Origin of the sequence: Geobacter sp. FeAm09, from assembly GCF_008330225.1 — a bacterium.
Taxonomy (GTDB): Bacteria; Desulfobacterota; Desulfuromonadia; order Geobacterales; family Pseudopelobacteraceae; genus Oryzomonas.
Genome location: NZ_CP042466.1, coordinates 3,171,667 through 3,190,338 on the forward strand (window position 1 = coordinate 3,171,667; position 18,672 = coordinate 3,190,338).

19 protein-coding genes are annotated in these 18,672 nt (G+C 59.4%); 11 read left to right on the plus strand and 8 right to left on the minus strand.

All coding sequences use genetic code 11. The features are described 5' to 3' along the window. Window positions 1-31: 31 nt before the first annotated feature. Together FO488_RS14935 and FO488_RS14940 are read right to left on the minus strand one after the other, a co-directional pair. Window positions 32-271 (minus strand): DUF378 domain-containing protein, encoded by a 240-nt coding sequence (locus tag FO488_RS14935; RefSeq protein WP_149211285.1) that lies wholly within the window; start codon window positions 269-271, stop codon window positions 32-34. Between the two features lie 150 nt (window positions 272-421). Then, the gene (locus FO488_RS14940; protein ID WP_149211286.1) at window positions 422-676 is read right to left on the minus strand and encodes a DUF3553 domain-containing protein; all 255 of its coding nucleotides are present in this window, start codon (window positions 674-676) and stop codon (window positions 422-424) included. Window positions 677-1,077: 401 nt separating this feature from the next. Between FO488_RS14940 and FO488_RS14945 the strand changes: the two genes are divergently transcribed. Then, complete coding sequence (locus FO488_RS14945) at window positions 1,078-1,278, plus strand: cold-shock protein (RefSeq protein WP_149211287.1); 201 nt, start codon at window positions 1,078-1,080, stop codon at window positions 1,276-1,278. 83 nt (window positions 1,279-1,361) lie between these two features. Beyond that, the gene (locus tag FO488_RS19500; RefSeq protein ID WP_168206055.1) at window positions 1,362-1,517 is read left to right on the plus strand and encodes a hypothetical protein; all 156 of its coding nucleotides are present in this window, start codon (window positions 1,362-1,364) and stop codon (window positions 1,515-1,517) included. Between the two features lie 37 nt (window positions 1,518-1,554). Here the strand turns inward: FO488_RS19500 and FO488_RS14950 are convergent, their stop codons facing one another. Continuing rightward, window positions 1,555-2,448 carry a LysR family transcriptional regulator gene (locus FO488_RS14950; protein ID WP_149211288.1) on the minus strand — a complete coding sequence of 298 codons (894 nt, stop codon included), beginning with the start codon at window positions 2,446-2,448 and terminating at the stop codon, window positions 1,555-1,557. 110 nt (window positions 2,449-2,558) lie between these two features. Between FO488_RS14950 and FO488_RS14955 the strand changes: the two genes are divergently transcribed. Then, on the plus strand, window positions 2,559-3,635 hold the full coding sequence (locus tag FO488_RS14955; protein WP_149211289.1) for a tartrate dehydrogenase: 1,077 nt from the start codon (window positions 2,559-2,561) through the stop codon (window positions 3,633-3,635). Window positions 3,636-3,901: 266 nt separating this feature from the next. Next, window positions 3,902-5,401: an IS1182 family transposase gene (locus FO488_RS14960; protein WP_240732285.1), complete on the plus strand. Its 1,500-nt coding sequence runs from the start codon at window positions 3,902-3,904 to the stop codon at window positions 5,399-5,401. Window positions 5,402-5,519: 118 nt separating this feature from the next. On the opposite strand, the gene FO488_RS14965 is transcribed toward FO488_RS14960, so the two are convergent. Beyond that, window positions 5,520-6,410 carry a phosphoribosylaminoimidazolesuccinocarboxamide synthase gene (locus FO488_RS14965; RefSeq protein WP_149211290.1) on the minus strand — a complete coding sequence of 297 codons (891 nt, stop codon included), beginning with the start codon at window positions 6,408-6,410 and terminating at the stop codon, window positions 5,520-5,522. A 10-nt stretch (window positions 6,411-6,420) separates the two neighbouring features. After that, entirely contained in the window at window positions 6,421-8,007 is a 1,587-nt protein-coding gene (locus FO488_RS14970; RefSeq protein ID WP_149211291.1) for a peptidylprolyl isomerase, read from the minus strand. A 218-nt stretch (window positions 8,008-8,225) separates the two neighbouring features. Between FO488_RS14970 and FO488_RS14975 the strand changes: the two genes are divergently transcribed. Together FO488_RS14975 and FO488_RS14980 are read left to right on the plus strand one after the other, a co-directional pair. Beyond that, window positions 8,226-9,254, plus strand: a complete 1,029-nt coding sequence (locus FO488_RS14975; RefSeq protein WP_149211292.1) for a TIGR00730 family Rossman fold protein — start codon at window positions 8,226-8,228, stop codon at window positions 9,252-9,254. Window positions 9,255-9,356: 102 nt separating this feature from the next. Beyond that, on the plus strand, window positions 9,357-10,745 hold the full coding sequence (locus FO488_RS14980) for a penicillin-binding transpeptidase domain-containing protein (RefSeq protein ID WP_149211293.1): 1,389 nt from the start codon (window positions 9,357-9,359) through the stop codon (window positions 10,743-10,745). A gap of 25 nt (window positions 10,746-10,770) precedes the next feature. On the opposite strand, the gene FO488_RS14985 is transcribed toward FO488_RS14980, so the two are convergent. Next, on the minus strand, window positions 10,771-11,493 hold the full coding sequence (locus FO488_RS14985) for a UDP-2,3-diacylglucosamine diphosphatase (RefSeq protein ID WP_149211294.1): 723 nt from the start codon (window positions 11,491-11,493) through the stop codon (window positions 10,771-10,773). A gap of 58 nt (window positions 11,494-11,551) precedes the next feature. Here FO488_RS14985 and FO488_RS14990 point away from each other — a divergent pair, with 58 nt between their 5' ends. The 4 genes from FO488_RS14990 (at window position 11,552) to FO488_RS15005 (ending at window position 15,838) form a co-directional block, all read left to right on the plus strand. Further along, complete coding sequence (locus tag FO488_RS14990; RefSeq protein WP_149211295.1) at window positions 11,552-12,007, plus strand: UPF0158 family protein; 456 nt, start codon at window positions 11,552-11,554, stop codon at window positions 12,005-12,007. An 11-nt stretch (window positions 12,008-12,018) separates the two neighbouring features. Next, window positions 12,019-13,080, plus strand: coding sequence for an AI-2E family transporter (locus FO488_RS14995; RefSeq protein WP_149211296.1), 1,062 nt, complete (start codon window positions 12,019-12,021; stop codon window positions 13,078-13,080). Between the two features lie 75 nt (window positions 13,081-13,155). Further along, the gene (locus tag FO488_RS15000; protein WP_149211297.1) at window positions 13,156-15,543 is read left to right on the plus strand and encodes a heavy metal translocating P-type ATPase; all 2,388 of its coding nucleotides are present in this window, start codon (window positions 13,156-13,158) and stop codon (window positions 15,541-15,543) included. Window positions 15,544-15,559: 16 nt separating this feature from the next. Next, a complete protein-coding gene (locus FO488_RS15005) occupies window positions 15,560-15,838 on the plus strand; it encodes a hypothetical protein (protein WP_149211298.1) in 279 nt (92 codons plus the stop codon). 189 nt (window positions 15,839-16,027) lie between these two features. Here the strand turns inward: FO488_RS15005 and tpx are convergent, their stop codons facing one another. Beyond that, window positions 16,028-16,543: a thiol peroxidase gene (tpx, locus tag FO488_RS15010; RefSeq protein WP_149211299.1), complete on the minus strand. Its 516-nt coding sequence runs from the start codon at window positions 16,541-16,543 to the stop codon at window positions 16,028-16,030. 83 nt (window positions 16,544-16,626) lie between these two features. Beyond that, window positions 16,627-17,202 carry a CoA pyrophosphatase gene (locus FO488_RS15015; protein WP_149211300.1) on the minus strand — a complete coding sequence of 192 codons (576 nt, stop codon included), beginning with the start codon at window positions 17,200-17,202 and terminating at the stop codon, window positions 16,627-16,629. A gap of 211 nt (window positions 17,203-17,413) precedes the next feature. Between FO488_RS15015 and lysA the strand changes: the two genes are divergently transcribed. Continuing rightward, window positions 17,414-18,667 carry a diaminopimelate decarboxylase gene (lysA, locus tag FO488_RS15020; RefSeq protein WP_149211301.1) on the plus strand — a complete coding sequence of 418 codons (1,254 nt, stop codon included), beginning with the start codon at window positions 17,414-17,416 and terminating at the stop codon, window positions 18,665-18,667. The last annotated feature ends 5 nt before the right edge of the window (window positions 18,668-18,672 follow it).

Genomic DNA, 18,672 nt, shown 5'->3' on the forward strand with positions numbered 1-18,672 from the left:
ATCTCATTCCCCGCCTTCGGGAGTGTTCCGATTAATGTTTGATGGTGGCGATTGTTTCGCACCAACGATGCTGGGTCTCCTTGAGCCCGAACGTGAAGCAGCCGATTTCATACAGGGCCGCCACACCGACAACGGCGTAGATGAGCCTGGTGATCGCCCCCGCCTCGCCAAACAAGGCGGCCACGAGGTTGAAGCCGAAGAAACCTACCAGGCCCCAGTTAAGGGCCCCGATAAGCAGTAATACCGTTACGATGACATCCAAGACTTTCATGACGTACCTCCCGACTTGTTCCGAAGGCGGCGTGCCCTTCCAGACTATTATACACCCGTAGCGAGCACCCCGGCATAGGGAATATGAACGGCAACGGGCCCTCTGCCGATGACAGGGGGCCCGTTGCCGCTGCAGGTTTTCCTGACGGTTTTACAGTTTCTTTCTGGGTGCCTTGGATGTCTTGGGAGCCCGGACCGCCTTCATCACGACAGGTACTTCGGGAGCGGGTAAAAAGGAGCCCGGAGCGGCCGGTTGCAGGGTGGGAAAGTGGGATACGGCGATTTTTCTGTTTTTGCCGTCGCTGAACTGGATCAGCGCCGAGGAGGACGTTATTTCCATAACCTTGCCGGCGCCCCATTCAAGCGCGCCCGTGTGACTTACAATGTTACCGACTTTGATTACCATGGTGTCATATCGCTTTCTTTTTAGAAATGATTGAAATCACCATTTCCGGTCTGCCCCCATTACAAGTATCGCCCGTTCAAATTCAGTAATATTATTAATAATACGCCTCAATACATATATTAGCAAGGTTATTTATAATATTTACCGTTTGTACTCGGTAGTAAGTTCAGTATAACTTCCGGCAACAATCACGGTTAGCATCATTCAGACACAATATTCACAACGTAATGTTATAATTGTTTTTATTATCTAAAAGTCCACATTTCAACAGGTATATTATTGTATCTGGCAAAATATTATGTTTTTTAGCTTGACTTGCCTCATTCAAAGCTGATAGGGTCACACTACGTTCGGAATATTTCCCGACGAAATTTAGAGCAGTATCAGGAGAAAGCAAGAAAATGGTAAACGGAACAGTAAAATGGTTTAATGACAGCAAGGGGTTTGGTTTTATCGAGCAGGAAAATGGGGAAGACGTTTTTTGTCATTTTTCCGCAATCGAAGGCAACGGCTTCAAATCCCTTGCTGAAGGCGATAGCGTAACGTTTGAAATCACCAAGGGTCCGAAAGGGCTTCAGGCCGCCAACGTACAGAGAGCCTAATCAGCGCCGTAATTGGCCTCAAAAGCCCCGGGGAATACTCGGGGCTTTTTTTGTTGAAAATCACCTCGTCAGGGAGTGACACGATGGCCAAACCTAATTTCCAGTTTCAGAAAAAGCAGAAGGAACTGGAGCGGAAGAAAAAGAACGAGGAAAAGCAGCAGCGCAAGCTGGCGGCCAGGAACAGCGCCTCAAGCGACGAAAACCGCGAAGAGGCCCCTGCCGGGGAGGAAACAGCCTAAATCCGGGCGCAAAGGCGGCGCGGGGCGGCACAAGCCGTCAGCGGCCGAGCCATTGCTGAAGGAACTCCACACAGACCCGCACCTTTGCCGATTCGGTCAGGCGCAGCGGATAGACCGCTGCGATGTGCGCCTCCTGCTGGTAATCGGGGAGCACCCTGACCAGAAGCCCTTCCCGCACCCGGGAAGCCACGTCCCATGTGGAACGCAGCATGATTCCATGCCCATCAAGAGCCCACTGCCGGGTAATCTCGCCGTTGTTGCACGATAGCGGCCCCGATACGTGGACCGTCTCCACCCCGTGGGGTCCCTTCAGCCTCCATACCCCGAAACTCTGGTCGCGCTCGCGGATGACGAGGCAATCGTGCCGCTCCAGGTCGGAGACCCGCGCGGGCACGCCGCGCCGTTCCAGATAGGCGGGCGCAGCGCACAGAATGCGCGAATTGGCGGCGATGCGCCGGGCGATCAGATTCGGTTCGGACGTGCCGCCGATCCTGATGTCGATGTCGAACCCTTCCCCGATCAGGTCAACCGGGCGGGCAAGCAGTTCGAGCTGTATGCGCAACTGGGGATACAGCTCGACAAGCTCTGAAAGCGCCGGGGCAATGCGCTTTCTGCCGAAACCGGCGCTGGCGCTGATCCGCAGGAGCCCCCGCGGGGTCGTCTTTGCCGTCGTGACCGACTCGGCCATCTGCTCCACGTCCTCGATAATCCGCTGGGCCCACCGATACACCAGTTCCCCGTCTTCGGACACGCTCACGCGCCGGGTTGTCCGGTGCAGCAGGCGCACATGCAGCACATCCTCCAGCAGGGCAATCCTTTTGCTGACATAGGCCGGGGACACCCCCAGTTCCGTGGCGGTGGCAACGAAACTCCTGTTGCGCACCACGGCGCACAACAGTCGCAGATCTTCGAGCGGCGGCAGATTATTCACTATTCGTGTCCTTTATATTCACATATTAGCTGATTATTTCACGGAATTGAAATGATAAAGTGGTTTTGACTCGCATGAGCCGCAAAAATCACGCAGCACGGGAGCGAAGGATGAAATCTCACAAAATCGCGGTTATTCCAGGGGACGGCATCGGCAGGGAAGTGATGCCGGAAGGGCTCAGGGTACTCGAAGCCGCCGCCCGCAGGTTCGGCATCGAGCTTGACTGCACGCATTTTGACTGGGCGTGCGCCGACTATTACCTGCGGCATGGCCGGATGATGCCAGCCGATTGGTTCGAGACGCTCAAGACGTACGACGCCATCTATTTCGGCGCGGTCGGATGGCCGGAGGTGGTACCCGATCACATCTCCCTCTGGGGGTCGCTGCTCAAGTTCCGCCGGGATTTCGACCAATACGCGAACCTGCGGCCGGTACGGCTGATGCGGGGGGTGCCCTGCCCCTTGGCCGGCAAAAAACAGGGTGATATCGACTTCTATGTGGTGCGTGAAAATACCGAGGGCGAGTACTCCAACGTCGGCGGCAGGATGTTCGAAGGCACCGAGCGGGAACTGGTCCTGCAGGAGTCGATTTTCACGCGCAAAGGGGTGGACCGGATACTGAAATTCGGCTTCGACCTGGCCCAAAGCCGGCCCAAACGGCATCTGACCGCCGCCACCAAGTCGAACGGCATCGCCATCAGCATGCCCTACTGGGATGAGCGGCTGGCATTGGTGGCCCGGCAGTACCCGGAGGTCGCCTGGGACAAGTACCATATCGACATTCTTGCCGCGCGCTTCGTCCTCAGCCCGGAACGTTTCGACGTGGTGGTGGCCTCCAACCTCTTCGGCGACATCCTCTCCGACCTTGGCCCCGCCTGTGTCGGCACCATCGGCATCGCGCCATCGGCCAACCTCAACCCCGAGCGCACCTTTCCTTCCCTGTTCGAACCGGTGCACGGTTCCGCCCCCGACATTGCCGGCCAAAACATCGCCAACCCCACTGCCATGATCTGGTCCGGAGCGATGATGCTCGACTTCCTGGGCAATGGCGAACCACGGTACCGAGCCGCGCACGACGCCATCGTCAACGCCATGGAAAGCGTACTCGGCGAAGGACCGCGAACACCCGACATGGGCGGCAATGCCGACACCAGCCAGGTAGGCGCAGCCATCGCGGCGGCACTCTAGCCGGGAAGGAGCAGTAAAAGCCATGACCAGCGTTATGGCCAGATTTACCGATCATACCGGAAAACATCTCCCGGATGAATCCAGAATTCAACGCGTTGCCGCAGGTGGTCAGAAGGTACCAATTCCTCGCTACTCACGGATTCCTGGGGAATCTGGCGGGGCTCTCTGTCCATAAGATCATAAAAAAAGTCCCCGCCAATGGCGGGGACTTTCAGACTGCTGACAAAGTCCTCGCCTCTGGCGGGGACTTTTTTTATAATGCTTGCATGCTTATCGAGAACGACACCCGTCAGATTTCCATGGAGTTTGTGAGTATTGAGGAACTGGTTCCTTCTGATCATCTGCTGCGCAAAATTGACAAGGCTATCGACTTCGGGTTTATCCGTGAGCGAGTAAAGAGCCTCTACTGCGCCGACAACGGTCGTCCGGCAATTGATCCAGTAGTCCTGTTCAAGATGCTCTTTATCGGCTACCTGTTCGGCATTCGCAGTGAGCGGCAGTTAGTCCGGGACATTCAGGTCAACGTGGCCTATCGCTGGTTTCTGGGCTTTGGCCTGACCAACAAGGTGCCCGATGCTTCAACTATCAGCCAGAACCGCCGCCGGCGTTTTTCCGAGAGCACGATCTATCAGGACATCTTTGACGAGATCGTGGTCCAGGCTGCCAATCGCAAGATGGTGGATGGCAGTGTTCTTTACAGCGATTCAACTCACCTCAAGGCCAATGCCAACAAGCACAAGTTCGAAGTCCTCGATGTTCAGAAATCGACTCGCGACTATATGGCACGACTGGAAGAGGACATTGACCAGGACCGAGAAGCCCACGGTAAGAAACCGCTAAAAGCCAAAGAGATTGCCCCGGAAGTCAAGGCAACCAAGGTAAGCACCACCGATCCCGATAGCGGCTATATGGTGCGTGAAGGCAAACCGGAAGGGTTCTTCTATCTAGACCACCGCACGGTTGACAGTCGTCACAGCATCATCACCGATACCTTTGTCACCCCTGGCAACGTCCATGACAGCATTCCCTATCTTGCTCGCCTCGACCGTCAGCGGGAACGCTTCGGCTTCGATGTGGAGGCGGTAGGTCTCGATGCCGGCTACTTCACCGCCGGCATCTGCAAAGGGCTTGAAGAGAGGGATATCTACGGCGCCATTGCCTATCGCCGCCCCACCCATATCAAAGGCTATCTGCGTAAGAGCGACTACCGCTACGATGCGGCAACCGACGTCTATAGCTGCCCTCAAGGCCACCTTCTTCGTTACCGAACCACCGATCGCATAGGCTATCGTCATTACGCTTCAGATTCATCCCAATGCAAGTCCTGCCCTCTTCAGCCCCAATGTACCAAATCTGCCAACTTCACCAAGATAGTTACCCGGCACATCTGGCAGGACCATAAAGACCGGATCAATGAGCATCGCTACACGGAACAGGGTAAAGAGATCTATCGCAGACGAAAGGAAACGGTCGAGCGGAGCTTTGCCGATTCCAAACAACTGCACGGTCATCGTTATGCGCGACTACGTGGGATCGGCAAGGTCTTTGAGCAGTGTCTGTTATGCGCAGCGGTCCAAAACATGAAAAAGATCGCCTTGGTGGTAGACCGGGACGACTTATTGCGCTTATTGGGGCTGTTACAGACGTTTAGAAAGCCATGGAAGCTCTATAAATGGATTGCCAAGGACCTCTATTCGCTAATAACAACACTCAGGCAAATTACACTCGAACCGTTCATAACCCTGAAAATAGAAAACCCCGCCTGAAAAGACGGGGTTTGTCAATGGTCTGAAAGTCCCCGCCAATGGCGGGGACTTTCTTGGTAGCACGCCGGGGTGGGCCATCGCCCTCCCCCTTTTCTGCATGATGGGTAAACCGGTGTGCCTATATACGGATGCCGGCGATGCGGAAGAGCGCCTCGCGGTACTTCTCGGCGGTCTTTTCGACGATCTCCGCCGGCAGGGGCGGGGCCGGGGCGGTCTTGCCCCAATCGAGGGTTTCCAGATAATCCCTCAGGAACTGCTTGTCGAAGCTGGGTTGCTGCCCACCCGGTTTGTACAGGTCTTTGGGCCAGAAACGGCTGGAGTCCGGGGTCAGGCACTCGTCGATGATGATCAGCTCCCCCTCGTACACGCCGAACTCGAATTTGGTGTCGGCAATGATGATCCCCTTCTGGGCGGCCAGGTCCCGGGCCCGGGTGTAGATCCTGATGGTATAGTCGCGGGCCTGCTCGGCCAGTTCGCGGCCGCAGATGTCAGCCATCTTCTCGAAGGAGATGTTTTCGTCGTGGGTGCCCAGTTCCGCCTTGGTGGAAGGGGTGAAGATCGGCTCCGGCAACCGGTCCGACTCCAGGAGCCCGGCCGGGAGCGTGATGCCGCAAATGGAGCCGCTGGCCTTGTAGTCCTTCCAGCCGGAGCCGGAGACATAGCCGCGCACGATACACTCCGCCGGCAGCGGTTTGGCCTTTTTCACCAGCATGGACCGTCCCGCGAGCACATCGGCGTAGGGCTGGCACGCCGCCGGGTAATCGGCCACATCGGTGGAGATGATGTGGTTCTTGACGATGTCCTCCATCTGGCGGAACCAGAAGGCGGATATCTGGGTCAGCACGAACCCCTTGTCCGGGATCGGCTCGTTCATGATGACATCAAAGGCCGAGATACGGTCCGATGTGACCAGCAGCAGGGTGTCTCCCAGGTCGTAGATGTCGCGCACCTTGCCCCGGGCCATGAGATTCAGGCCGGGAAAATCGGTCTGCAAAACGGGTTGTGACATGATCTCTCTCCTATTTTTCAGCAATAAGCGTCTGGTTGATCTCGATCTTGGCCTTGCTCCTGAGGCCCTTTGTCCAGGCAGCCAAGGCTTCTTCCTGTTTCTTGGGCAGCATCTTCAGCTTGAGTTGCTGCTTGGTCTTCTCGAAGTCCGCTTTCGGGGCCTCGATGCGTTGCTTGAGGCGCGCCACATACCAGCGGTTGCCTACCTTGAACGGTTCTTTGGTCACCGGCGCTGCTGCGGTCAGCTTGAAAGCCGCCTCCATCAGGTCGGGGGCGTTGCCGATCGCCGGGATGTCGCCCTTGTCCGAGAAGCCGAAGGTACCGGTGGCCTGGGTCCTGAGCGTCCCTTTGGCGGCAAGTTGCCGGGCCGCGTCGGCAGCCTTTTTCTTGGCGAGTTCCACCGCCATGGCTCCCTTGACCTTTGATTCCACAGCCCCCCTGATCTCGTTGAGCGGCGGGACGGATGCGGCCTTGCGCTCCCTGGCCTTGATGATGTAGATCCCCTTGGCGGTCTCGACCGGGCCGCCCACTTCGCCTTCCTTGAGTTCAAAGGCCTTTTTGATGACGGCCGTCTCACCGTTCAGGACGGCTGCCGGGGCATTTGCGTCGAACAGCGGCGTTTCCTGCACCTTGAGGTTCAATTGCCCGGCGATCTGTTTCAGATCATTGGATTTGGCATTTTTGTAGAGGGTATCGGCCGCCAGCTCAAAGGCCTGTTTGGCCGCCTTCTGCCTGAGGGCGTCGGCCTTGACCTTCTCTTTGACCTCCTTGAGGGGGAGGATGCCGTCTTTGCCCTGCCAGCGGTCGATATTTTTCTGGTAGAAGGTTTGGATCTCTTCTTCGGAAACCGTCACCTTTGCCGCCTGGGAGGCCGGGTCGAGCAGGATATAGGAGAGGGCCGTCTTTTCAGGCGTCTTGAACTCGTTCTGGTTTCTCTGCAGATAGTCGTTGAGCTCCCCGTCGGTCGGCTTCACCTCGGCGATCACCTCGTTCGGCGCATAGGACACATACTCCAGATCGATCTTGTCGTTTTCCTTCTTGTACTGGGCCAGGGCCTCGTCGTCGCTGACCGTAGCCTTGTCCTTGATGGCCTGGCGGGTCTTGGAAAGGAGCAGCTCCTGTTTCTGTCCCTCCTCGAAGTCCTTGGGGGTCAGGCGGTTGCTCCGCAAAAGCTGCTGGTACAGGTCGAAATTGAACTTTCCGTCCTTCTGGAAGGTGGGCAGCGCTTCAATGGAGTTTGCCACCTCTTCCTTGGACACCTTGATTCCCATGGACTTGGCTTCCCTGGCGATCAGGACGTTGTCGATCAGACTGTCCAGGGCCACCTTTTTCAGGCCCAGCGTCTTTTCCATGTCCGGCGTGATGGATTGGCCATAGATCTGCTGGTAGATGTTGCGGATGCGCTGATAGGCGTTCTGGTATTCTTCCAGGGATATCTTGGTGCCGTTGACCTTGGCCGCGTACCCCCCGCGCCCGCCGATTCCCTCGCTCCCCTTGCCCCATACCAGGAACATGGTGCCGATAAAGGAAAGCACGATGACGACGAAGACGATCTTGATGATGATGGATTCCTTCTTCCTGCGCATGAAGTCCAGCATGGCCGAAACACTCCTTGAATTGATTGGTTTTCGTGGATAAGTGCCCTAGTGGCGGAAGAAAAAGAGAGCAAATAGTACTATACGTCCCACCTGAATGCAAGATGGTTGTTTGGCGCCATGACCGGGCGGTCAAGCTCTGTCGGTGGCGTTTGATTTGCGCCCTGACCTGTGGTAGGGTGCATCTGGTCATCTCCCCAATCCATCGCAAGGATGTGGTAATGGAACTCAGCTTTTCACGACCCAACGCCGAAATCGACCAGGTGATCAACCGGCTGGTGGAGGCGGCCGGCGGCATCCACCACGCCGAGATCATCCGCGAGATGATCCTGTCAACCCTCAAGATCGGTCAGGAGGTCGATTATCCGGCGGATCTCAAGCTGATCAACCGCACGCTGCGCGAGATGCGGTTCACGGCCCGGGTCTTCGGCCCGTATCGCGACCGCAAGAAGGTCACCATCTTCGGCTCGGCCCGCACCGGGCGGGATGAGGAGATGTACCGCAAGTGCGTCAGCTTCAGCCGCCTTCTGGCGGATAAGGGCTATATGATCATCACCGGCGGTGGCCCCGGCATCATGCAGGCCGGCAACGAGGGGGCGGGCAGCGAAAATTCCTTTGCCGTCAATATCCGGCTCCCCTTCGAACAGCAGCCGAACCCGGTCATGTACCGCAACCCGCGCCTGATCACCTACAAATACTTCTTCAATCGCAAAGTGGCTTTCGTCAAGGAGGCCGACGCCATTGTGGTCTTCCCCGGCGGTTTCGGCACCCTGGACGAGGCCATGGAGGTGTTCACCCTCATCCAGACCGGCAAGACCTCGCCCAAACCGCTGATCCTGGTGGACGACGAGGGGGGCTACTGGGAGCAGTTCTTCGCCTTTGTCAAACGGAGCCTGCTGGTGAAAGGCTTCATTTCCGGGGAGGATTTTTCCCTGTTCACCATCACCAGGGACGAGCGGGAGGCGGCCGAAGTCATCGAGACCTTTTACCGCATCTACCACTCCATGCGCTTCATCGACCACCGCCTCGTCATCCGGTTGAACAAAGCGCTCGACCCGGATCAGGTCCGCACCCTGGAGGAAGAGTTCCCCGAGCTGCTCCAGAATGGGGAGCGCATCGTCTGCTGCGGGGCAATGCCCGAAGAGGCGGACCAGCCGGACCTGATCGACCTGCCGCGCATAACCATGAAGTTCGACCACCACCACTACGGCCTGCTGTTGGCCTTTATACACCGGATCAACACCTTCTGAGGCCGGACGTTCTCATCGACGCGCCCGGCATTCGTTGACAAAGACCGCCAATTGACGGTATAGTCTCATTATCTTACTTGGACTCACTATTCCCGGAATGCCATGCAGGACCTTAAACATCTATCCAGAAAAAAGCAGTTTTCCGGCTTCCGTTTTTTCGGCTTCTATCGCAGCAACAGGAGAATCAAGGACTCTGGCGAGCGCACGGTCTTGCGGCTACCCATCCCGGTAGGCAAACAACGCGAACGGCTGAAGCACCTCCTCCTGTTCCTGGCCATCGTGCTGGCGCTGACGCCGGTCTGCGCCCTTGTGTACCAGAAGTCACCCCATGCGGTGCGGGCGATGACGCTATGGCTCCATTCCCACTCCACCCCCGACATCAAGGCGGCCGAGGCGGCGAAGCCCCCGGCCAACGGCAGTTTCGAGGCGGCGGTGCGCCTGTTCGATACGGCGGTTGCGACCGATGGACAGCTCACGGCCCGCAGCACGGGCGGCGACACCCTGCACTACAGCATCAGGGACGATCTGCAGAGGCGGGTTCATGATTTCATGGCCCAAAAACAGGTGCCCTTCGGGGTGTTTGTGGCCATTGAACCCTCAACAGGCCGGATCCTGGCCATGACGTCCTACTCTTCCGTCGATCCCCAGTGGGTGCAGTCCGCGTTCTTCGATCTCTATCCCATGGCGTCGCTATTCAAGATCATCACCGCTTCCGCCGCCCTGGAAAACAAGAAGATCACCCCCCAGACGGTGGTCGAATTTCGGGGTGCGCCCTATTCGGAGAATCCCCGCTACTGGGATATCAGCCCCCGGGGCAACAACAATCGCATGGATGTGGGCTATGCCATGGGCAAGTCCATCAACCCGGTCTACGGACGGGTCGCCAATGATATTGCCGGCAAGGCGTCGGTCATGGAGTATGTGCATAAATTCGGCTTCAATCAGGCGCTTTTTCCCGGCGTTCCGGTCAAGGTAAGCAAGGCCGGCGACCCCCAACCGGGTCACGCGTTGATGCTGATGGGTGCGGGTCTCGACCACGAGGTCAAGATATCGCCCCTGCACGCGGCGGTGATCATGGGAGCCATCGCCAATCAGGGGCGGATGATGGCCCCGACCCTGACCGACAAGGTGGTCAGCGCCACCGGGGCGGAAAAAGAGGGGCATAAGCCCCGTGAGTTGCGCCGGCTCGTCTCGCCCGAAACGGCGGCATCCCTCACCCAGATGCTCTCCAATACCGTTACCCGGGGCACCTCCCGGCGCGCTTTCCATGATCGCCGGGGACGGCCGATGCTGGCCGGGATCGATATCGCCGCCAAGACCGGCTCCATCGACGGGACCTCCCCCAAGGGGCATTATTCCTGGTTTGCCGCGTACGCGCCGGCCCATGAGCCGCGCATAGCGCTGGTGGCGCTGGTCATCAATCAGGACCGGTGGAAGATCAAGTCGTCCCAGGTGGGGGAACAGGCGCTGGAGGAGTTTTTCAGGCGGTAGGGGGCTTCGGGCGGACGAAGGGCTGTTATGGCCGGTAGGCACACAGGTGCAGCTCCCCGCCCCGCATCTCGCCGTAGGTGAGCTGTTCCATCCAGTCCCCCAGGGAAAGGACGGTAAAGGACGGGAGGGACAACTCCTCGCGAAACGCCAGGTGAAAATGGCCGGTAACGAGCCCATCGTACCCCTGTCGTTGCATTGAGCGGGCAAAGGCGAGGATGATCTCCCGGTAGTTCCAGCGTTCCCGTTTGACCTGGTAGCCGGACTGACTGGTGCGTTGCAGATGCTCCTTGACCTTCAGCGCCAGGGATGGCGGGAAATGCCGGACGGCGGAGGCGACCAGACGGTTGTGCAGCACAAGGCGCAGCAGGCGGTAGCCGCGGTCTTCCCGGTTGATCTGGTCCCCATGGCAGAGAAAAAGCCGCTTCCCCTGTACCGTCACAGCGGCCGGGCCGCTGTGGATTTCGGCTTTCAACTGCTTGCTGAAGATGGTGCCCAGATGGAAGTCGTGGTTGCCTTCGAAGTACACGATGCGGCAGCCGCTGCGGGCCAGATCCCCAAGTGCTTCCAGGACGGCGTCGTACTGGCGGAACGGGTGGGAGGGAAAGCCCAGCCAGAAGTCGAACAGGTCACCCATGATGAACAGGGTTTCCGTGCTCCCCTTCAGGGAATCGAGGAAGCGGAGCAGCAGGCGGTAATTCGGGTCCGTCGGCGCTTTCAGGTGGGCATCGGCCAGGAAGATGGTTCGCATGCCGGAGATTGTGCTGTCACTTGCATGATATGTCAACAGGATAAGAGGAACGAGCGTCATGGCTGTTATACATAATGTGGAAATTGTCTGGGATGAACTGATGGATGCCTTCACCAGCGGGCAGAGCGACCGGGTCTACTTTCTCGACCGCTATACCGGCGAGGTCTTTTTCATCCCCACCACACTGGAGGACGAAGACGTCTGGCAGCAGATGGACAACGGCCGGGACCGTTTTCTGGAGATTCCCCGCTTCGATTACGGCGTCGAGCGGCAGCTTATGTCCGGCTTCATCGGGGCCATCCAGGATACGGGCCTGCGCAGCATCCTGAACGGCTCCCTGGCCGGCAGAAAGCCCTATGGCGACATCAAGGAGATCCTCTCGTTCTTTCCCGAAGAGGAGGAACGGCTTATGGCAATGAAGGACGATTTCCTTGCCAGCAGGGTCAAAACCTGGCTCGACGAGAACAACCTGTTCACGGTCGATTCGGAAACGCTGCTTTCATCGCGTATGTAAGGAAGGCGGCCATGGAACACCATAGCGAACACCAGGGGGTCCACCGGAGCGATTACGGCCGGCTGATCGCCATCATTTTGCTGCTCTGCCTGCTGGCCGCCGCCGGATACGCCCTTCAGCACACCATTTCCTGTTTTCTCCTCTCGTGGATAATCGCCTATCTCCTCGATCCGCTGCTCGTGCAGGCCGAACGGCGCGGCATGAAACGGCTCGTTGCCCTGGGGCTGCTCTACGTCGCCCTCAGTATCCTGATCGTCTTCTTTTTTGCCTTCATGCTCCCCAAGCTCACCATCAGTTGGAACGGTATCCTCGCGGAACTACCCACCTATATCCAGAGGATCAAGCAGGCCGCTCTGGAATGGAAGTCGCGGCTTCCCGACCGTTACGGTTCGGAAGAGATCCAGTGGCTGCTGGACAAGGTTTCGGCCAATGTGGATACGGCGGCAGAAAAGGCCGGTGCCTGGGTGTACGTCTTCGGTACCCGGATATTTTTCAACATATTCAATATCGTCCTCTCCCCGATCCTGGTCTTTTTCATGCTCTACTACAAACAGACCATCATCGATACCGCTGCCTCCTGGGTGCCGGAACAGCGCCGCGAGATCCTCCTTCATATCGGCCGCGAGGTCAATACCAGCATAGGCGGGTATCTGCGGGGGCAGGCCATCGTCTCCATCATCGTGGCGGTCCTGTCCCTGACGGCGCTTTTCATACTGGACATCCCCCACCCCATCATCAGCGGCATCTTTGCCGGCGCCGCTTCGGTGCTCCCCTTTATCGGGGTGTTTATCGCCGCATTGCCGGCACTGTTCTTCGCCTGGTTCAAATACCAGACCATGTCCAGCCTGGCCCAGACCGCCGCCGCCTTCGGAGTGATCTACTTCCTGGAAGGGTACGTGATCAAACCGCTGGTATTCAAGGGTTCCATGAATCTTAATCCCCTGGTGACCATCATCATGGTCATGGCGCTGGGCGAGTTGCTCGGCTTCTGGGGTATCCTGCTGGCCCTGCCCATCGCCGCCGCCATAAAGATAACCTGGGGGCACCTGCATAACGGCGATTTCAGGGATTGATTCTCACGGGACGTTCCCACCTCCACCCGGTTTCCTTGACCAAGGGTGAAGGGCGAACCTCCGGAAAGTCCGCCTATGACTACGATCAGCATGAAAATCACCGGCATGTCCTGTGCCAATTGCGCCGCCCGGATCGAGAAGGAAATCGGAAAACAGCCCGGCATCTCCACGGCAGCGGTCAACTTTGCCATGGAAGAGTTGACCGTCGGCTTCGATGAAACGGCCGTTTCACTGGAGGAGATCGCCGGTCGCGTCGAAAAACTCGGCTACGGCGTTGTCCGCCCCGAACCAGCCGATGAGTTGACCTTCGGCGTCCAGGGACTGCACTGCGCCTCCTGCGTCAACCGACTGGAAAAGAAACTGCTGGAGAACCCGGCCGTCAGTGCCGCCATCGTCAACCTGGCGGCCGAGACCGGGTTTGTACGCTTCGATCCGCACCGCCTCGGCATGGCGGATATTTTCGCCATGGTCCACGAGGCCGGCTACACCCCGGTCGAGTTGCGCGGCGCCGAAGCTTCGGCCGACGATGCGCTCCGCCGGCAACGCAACTGGTTCCTCTTCTCCCTTGCGGCTTCATTGCCGATCATGCTGACCATGGGGGTCCATGCCAACCGGGCCGTGATGCAGCTCAACCTGCTTTTGGCCACGGCGGTCCAGTTCTCGGCCGGACTGACCTTTTACCGCGGCGCCTGGAGCGCCCTGAAAAGCCGCAGCGCCAACATGGATGTGCTGGTGGCCCTAGGGACCTCGGCCGCCTATTTTTATTCGCTCCTTGCCTATGCCGGACTGTTGGGACCCCACCGGGAGGTGTTCTTCGAAACCTCGGCCATGCTCATCGCCTTCATCCGCCTGGGCAAGTACCTTGAGGCCCGGGCCCGGGGCAAGGCCGGCGAGGCGCTGAAGAAGCTGCTCCGCCTCCAGGCCGACAAGGCCCGCCTGGTGACGGAGGAGGGGGAGCGGGAAGTGCCGGCCTCCCTCATCCGCGTGGGGGACGTGGTGCTGGTGCGGCCCGGCCAGGCGATCCCGGTGGACGGCGAGGTTATCGAGGGGAACGGCGCGGTGGACGAGTCCATGGTGACCGGCGAGTCCCTGCCGGTGGAAAAGAAGGCCGGCGATACGGTGACCGGAGCCACCATCAATAAAAACGGGGTCCTGCGGGTCCGGGCCACCCGTGTCGGGGAGGCCACCCTCCTCTCCCAGATCGTCCGCATGGTCCGGGAGGCCCAGGGGGACAAGGCCCCCATCCAGCGGTTTGCCGACGCGGTTTCCGGCTGGTTCGTACCGGTGGTGCTCCTCCTCTCCCTTGCGACGTTTTCCGTCTGGTTCTATACCCTCCACGCCGGTTTCCTGGCCGCCTTCCGCTTTGCCATCGCCGTGGTGGTGATCGCCTGCCCCTGCGCCATGGGGCTGGCCACACCGACCGCCATCATGGTAGGGAGCGGCGTGGCCCTGGCCCGCGGCATCCTCATCAAGAAAGGCTCGGCCCTGGAGGCCATTTCCCGCATGCAGGTGCTGCTGTTGGACAAAACCGGTACCCTGACCATCGGTACGCCGGCCATGACCGATCTGGCGGCCGTGGCGGGGGTTGATCCGGCGCGGCTCTTGGAGTGCCTGATAACGGCCGAGATCCATTCGACCCACCCCCTGGCTCAGGCCGCGGTGCGGGCGGCCGAGGAGGCGGGCATCAAGCCGGGGGCGGCGACGGACTTCGAGGAGCGGGGAGGATTCGGCATCACCTGCATTCATGAAGGGTTCCGCCTGGCGGTGGGCAACGAACGGCTGATGGAGGATGAGGGGGTCAGCCTCAAGGCGTTGGCCGACAAGGCCAAGGAACTTGCCGGCGCCGGCAAGTCGCTGATCTACGTTGCGGCCGGCTCGACCTTGGTGGGGGTGGCTGCTTTCGCCGATACGCTCAAACCCGGTTCCGCCAAGGCGGTGGCCGAATTCCGGCGTATGGGCATTCAGACCTGCATGATCACCGGCGACCATGCCGATGTGGCCGGGATCGTTGCCGGACAGGCCGGTGTGGACAGTTTCGAGGCCGAGGTGCTGCCGGACCGCAAGCAGGAGGTGGTCAGGGAATATCAGCAGCGCGGCATGATCACCGGCATGGTGGGGGACGGCATCAACGACGCCCCGGCCCTGGCCCGGGCCGATATCGGCATTGCCATCGGCGGCGGCACGGACGTGGCCAAGGAGACCGGCGATATCGTCCTGATGCGCAACGACCTGACGGATGTGGTGCGGGCCATCGCCATCGGCCGCGCCACCCTGGCCAAGGTCAAGCAGAACCTGTTTTGGGCGCTGTTCTACAACATCCTCGGCATCCCGGTGGCGGCCGGCATGCTCTCCCGCTACGGCATAACCCTCAAGCCCGAGTACGCCGGCCTGGCCATGGCCTTTTCCTCGGTCTCGGTGGTGCTCAATTCCATCCTGCTGAAGCGGGTGGAAAAACGGCTGTAGCGGCCGCCGCCCGTCGATGATGTCGAAATTGGAGGAAATTGTCCTCGAATGGGTGTGCCTCGACTATGAACGGTTGCCCGCTATCCTCGACAATGTCTCGGCCGATCTCGGCCGTCCGGTCACCGGCCGTGAGGTGTGGGGGACACTGCTTGTCCATTGCAAGCGTGGCCTGGTGAAGGCATATCTCTACCGGGAAGACACGAAACGGTTCACGCCGCTCTTGCACCCTGCCGCCCATGATCCGCAAGAGGTGTGGTGGTACATCACCGAGACCGGGAAGAGGGCGCTGGTCTGAACCCCATTCTGGTAAAGGTTCGTCGCATTCGACGGCAATCCCCGCAACGAGGACGCTACCCCGTTGCTCACCAAACATGTCTTCAGGGGAATCGGGGTGGAACCTGGCGTGGCTGCTAAAGAGGATGGAGGGGTGATGGGTGGTGCGGGGCGGCCCTTCCCGGACCACCCCGCCGGAACCTGAAACGGCCTACAGCAGCGCTTTGGCCGCCGCAATGGCGGCGGCGTAGTCCGGCTCGCTGGTCACTTCGGGCACGATCTGGACGTAACGGACGGTATCGTCGGCATCCACCACGAAGACCGCCCTGGCAAGCAGTACCAGCTCTTCGATCAGGACGCCGTAGTTTTTGCCGAAGGAACGGTTGCGGTAGTCAGACAGGGTGACCACCCGGTCGATGCCCGCCGCGCCGCACCAGCGTTTCTGGGCAAAGGGGAGATCCTGGCTGACGGTCAGCACCACCACGTTGCCCGGCAGAGCGGCGGCTTCCTGGTTGAAGCGGCGGGTTTCCGTGTCGCACACCGGCGTGTCCAGGGACGGCACGGCGCTGATGATCTTGATCTTGCCGGCGTAGGTCGCCAGGGTTGCTGTCGCCAGGCCGTTATCCGCAACGGTAAAATCGGGTGCCTTGTCGCCGACCTTTACCTCCGGGCCGACCAGGGTCATGGGGTTACCCTTGAAAGTGATGATTCCTTTGCGTTCGCTCATGAAGGTCTCCTCCTCTTGATTGGCTGCATATCTGTTTTCCGGACAATTTTACTCCCAAACCGAAAAAATGCAACCCTTCCCCGTCACAGCAAGCCATGCAGGTGGAGAAACTGCATCACCAGCCGGTAGGTGATGCCCCACAATACCGGCTTGCCCGGCTGCGGCAGGCGAATGGCCGGGATCTCCATCGACTTGCCGCGAAAGTGGACCGTGGTGGTGATGTGCCGCCGGCGATCCGCAAGGTCGGCCAGGCAGACCCAGAATGCATCCCGCGATTCGTGGTTGATGGCCACAGCCGGGAAGGCTCCGAAGCCGTATGCGAAACAGGCGATCCGCACCGGCAGATGGGCGCCGACGCAGTCGTTCAGCCTGCCCAGGTGGCTGGCCGCGGTCAGGTCGATGGCAGCTTCTTCGCGGGTTTCCCGCTCGGCGGCCTGACGCAGTGTCTCCCCCGTTTCGACCCGTCCCCCGGGAAAGGCCAGATTGCCTGACCAGGGATCGCGGTCGTCGGTTGCCCGCTCCAGGAACAACAGGCGCAGGCCGGCGGAGTCTTTGGTCAGAATCATGGCCACCGCGGCCCGGCTGCGTCCGTCGGCGGGCGCAGCGTCGTGCTGCAACCGGGAAAGGTTCGTGCGTATGGCGTCAAATGAGAGGGACATGCCGGAGCCTGTCATTGTTTTATTTTCCGCAGCGGTAAGCGGCGAGCGGGAGGGAGTCACTGCCATTTCCCGCCGGCCGGAATAACGGACCAAACCGCTCCCATACTTTTTGACTTTTCATGCTCCCCATGTTATAAATATCCACTTTTTCCTGAATTTTTCACCTGAATTGTTTACGGAATCATTATATAGTTCCTACAGGAGGCATGCAATGAACCACTTTCAGTACAAAGCCAGCGAACTCTATGCGGAAGGTGTGCGGCTTGCGGATATCGTCGCCAAGGTCGGCTCGCCGGTCTACGTCTATTCCCACGCCACCCTGGAACGGCACTTCAAGGCCTTTGACGATGCCTTTGCCCCGGTGCCCCATACCGTCTGCTATTCGGTCAAGGCCAACTCTACTCAGTCGGTGCTCAAAACCTTCATCAACCTGGGGGGCGGGGTGGACATCGTCTCCGGCGGCGAACTGTACCGGGCGCTCAAGGCCGGCGTTGACCCGAAGAAGGTGGTCTACTCCGGCGTGGGCAAAAAGGACGACGAGATCGAATACGCCCTGAATACCGGCATCCTGATGTTCAACGTGGAGTCTGAGCAGGAACTGACCAGGATCAGCGAGATCGCCTCTCGCATGGGGAAGAAGGCCGGCATCGCCATCCGGGTCAATCCGGACGTGGACCCCGGCACCCATCCCTATATCACCACCGGCCTGAAAAACGCCAAATTCGGCATCACCATCGACCGGGCCATGGAGGAGTATAAACGCGCCGCCGGCCTGCCGGGCATCGAGGTGATCGGCATCGACATGCACATCGGCTCCCAGTTGACCAAGGTCAACCCCTTCGTGGATTCCATCGAAAAGCTGAAGGTCATGATCGGCAAGCTGAAGGAGATGGGCATCAGCCTGCAATACCTGGACTGCGGCGGCGGCCTGGGCATCCAGTACAATAACGAGGAACCGCCCCTGCCGGCCGACTACGGCAAGGAGATCATCGCCGCCACCAAGGATCTGGGCCTGCACCTGGTGTTCGAGCCGGGGCGCAACATCGTCGGCAATGCCGGCATCCTGGTGGCCCGCTGTCTCTACACCAAGGAGCGGGACGAAAAGAACTTCATCATGATCGACGCCGGCATGAACGATCTGGCCCGGCCGGCCCTGTACGGATCCTTCCACAGTGTGCAGGCGGTGAAGAAGGACCAGGACGGCGTGATCACCGCCGACATCGTTGGGCCGATCTGCGAGTCGGGCGACTTCCTGGTCAAGGACCGGGAGGTGCCCATGTTCAAGCAGGGAGACCTGATGGCCTTCATGTCGGCCGGCGCCTACGGTTTTGCCATGAGCAGCTCCTACAACAGCCGCCCCCGCGTGGCCGAGGTAATGGTCAAAGGAGACGTATTCGAGGTCGTCCGCGAGCGCGAGACGATCGAAGACCTGGTCAAGGGCGAGAAGGTCGCCACATTCCTGTAGCCGAG

Coding starts and splice junctions, on each gene's coding strand:
- FO488_RS14935 (WP_149211285.1), bottom strand. CDS start 271: ATGAAAGTCTTGGATGTCATCGTAACGGTATTACTGCTTATCGGGGCC.
- FO488_RS14940 (WP_149211286.1), bottom strand. CDS start 676: ATGGTAATCAAAGTCGGTAACATTGTAAGTCACACGGGCGCGCTTGAA.
- FO488_RS14945 (WP_149211287.1), top strand. CDS start 1,078: ATGGTAAACGGAACAGTAAAATGGTTTAATGACAGCAAGGGGTTTGGT.
- FO488_RS19500 (WP_168206055.1), top strand. CDS start 1,362: ATGGCCAAACCTAATTTCCAGTTTCAGAAAAAGCAGAAGGAACTGGAG.
- FO488_RS14955 (WP_149211289.1), top strand. CDS start 2,559: ATGAAATCTCACAAAATCGCGGTTATTCCAGGGGACGGCATCGGCAGG.
- FO488_RS14960 (WP_240732285.1), top strand. CDS start 3,902: ATGCTTATCGAGAACGACACCCGTCAGATTTCCATGGAGTTTGTGAGT.
- FO488_RS14965 (WP_149211290.1), bottom strand. CDS start 6,410: ATGTCACAACCCGTTTTGCAGACCGATTTTCCCGGCCTGAATCTCATG.
- FO488_RS14970 (WP_149211291.1), bottom strand. CDS start 8,007: ATGCTGGACTTCATGCGCAGGAAGAAGGAATCCATCATCATCAAGATC.
- FO488_RS14975 (WP_149211292.1), top strand. CDS start 8,226: ATGGAACTCAGCTTTTCACGACCCAACGCCGAAATCGACCAGGTGATC.
- FO488_RS14980 (WP_149211293.1), top strand. CDS start 9,357: ATGCAGGACCTTAAACATCTATCCAGAAAAAAGCAGTTTTCCGGCTTC.
- FO488_RS14985 (WP_149211294.1), bottom strand. CDS start 11,493: ATGCGAACCATCTTCCTGGCCGATGCCCACCTGAAAGCGCCGACGGAC.
- FO488_RS14990 (WP_149211295.1), top strand. CDS start 11,552: ATGGCTGTTATACATAATGTGGAAATTGTCTGGGATGAACTGATGGAT.
- FO488_RS14995 (WP_149211296.1), top strand. CDS start 12,019: ATGGAACACCATAGCGAACACCAGGGGGTCCACCGGAGCGATTACGGC.
- FO488_RS15000 (WP_149211297.1), top strand. CDS start 13,156: ATGACTACGATCAGCATGAAAATCACCGGCATGTCCTGTGCCAATTGC.
- FO488_RS15005 (WP_149211298.1), top strand. CDS start 15,560: ATGATGTCGAAATTGGAGGAAATTGTCCTCGAATGGGTGTGCCTCGAC.
- tpx (WP_149211299.1), bottom strand. CDS start 16,543: ATGAGCGAACGCAAAGGAATCATCACTTTCAAGGGTAACCCCATGACC.
- FO488_RS15015 (WP_149211300.1), bottom strand. CDS start 17,202: ATGTCCCTCTCATTTGACGCCATACGCACGAACCTTTCCCGGTTGCAG.
- lysA (WP_149211301.1), top strand. CDS start 17,414: ATGAACCACTTTCAGTACAAAGCCAGCGAACTCTATGCGGAAGGTGTG.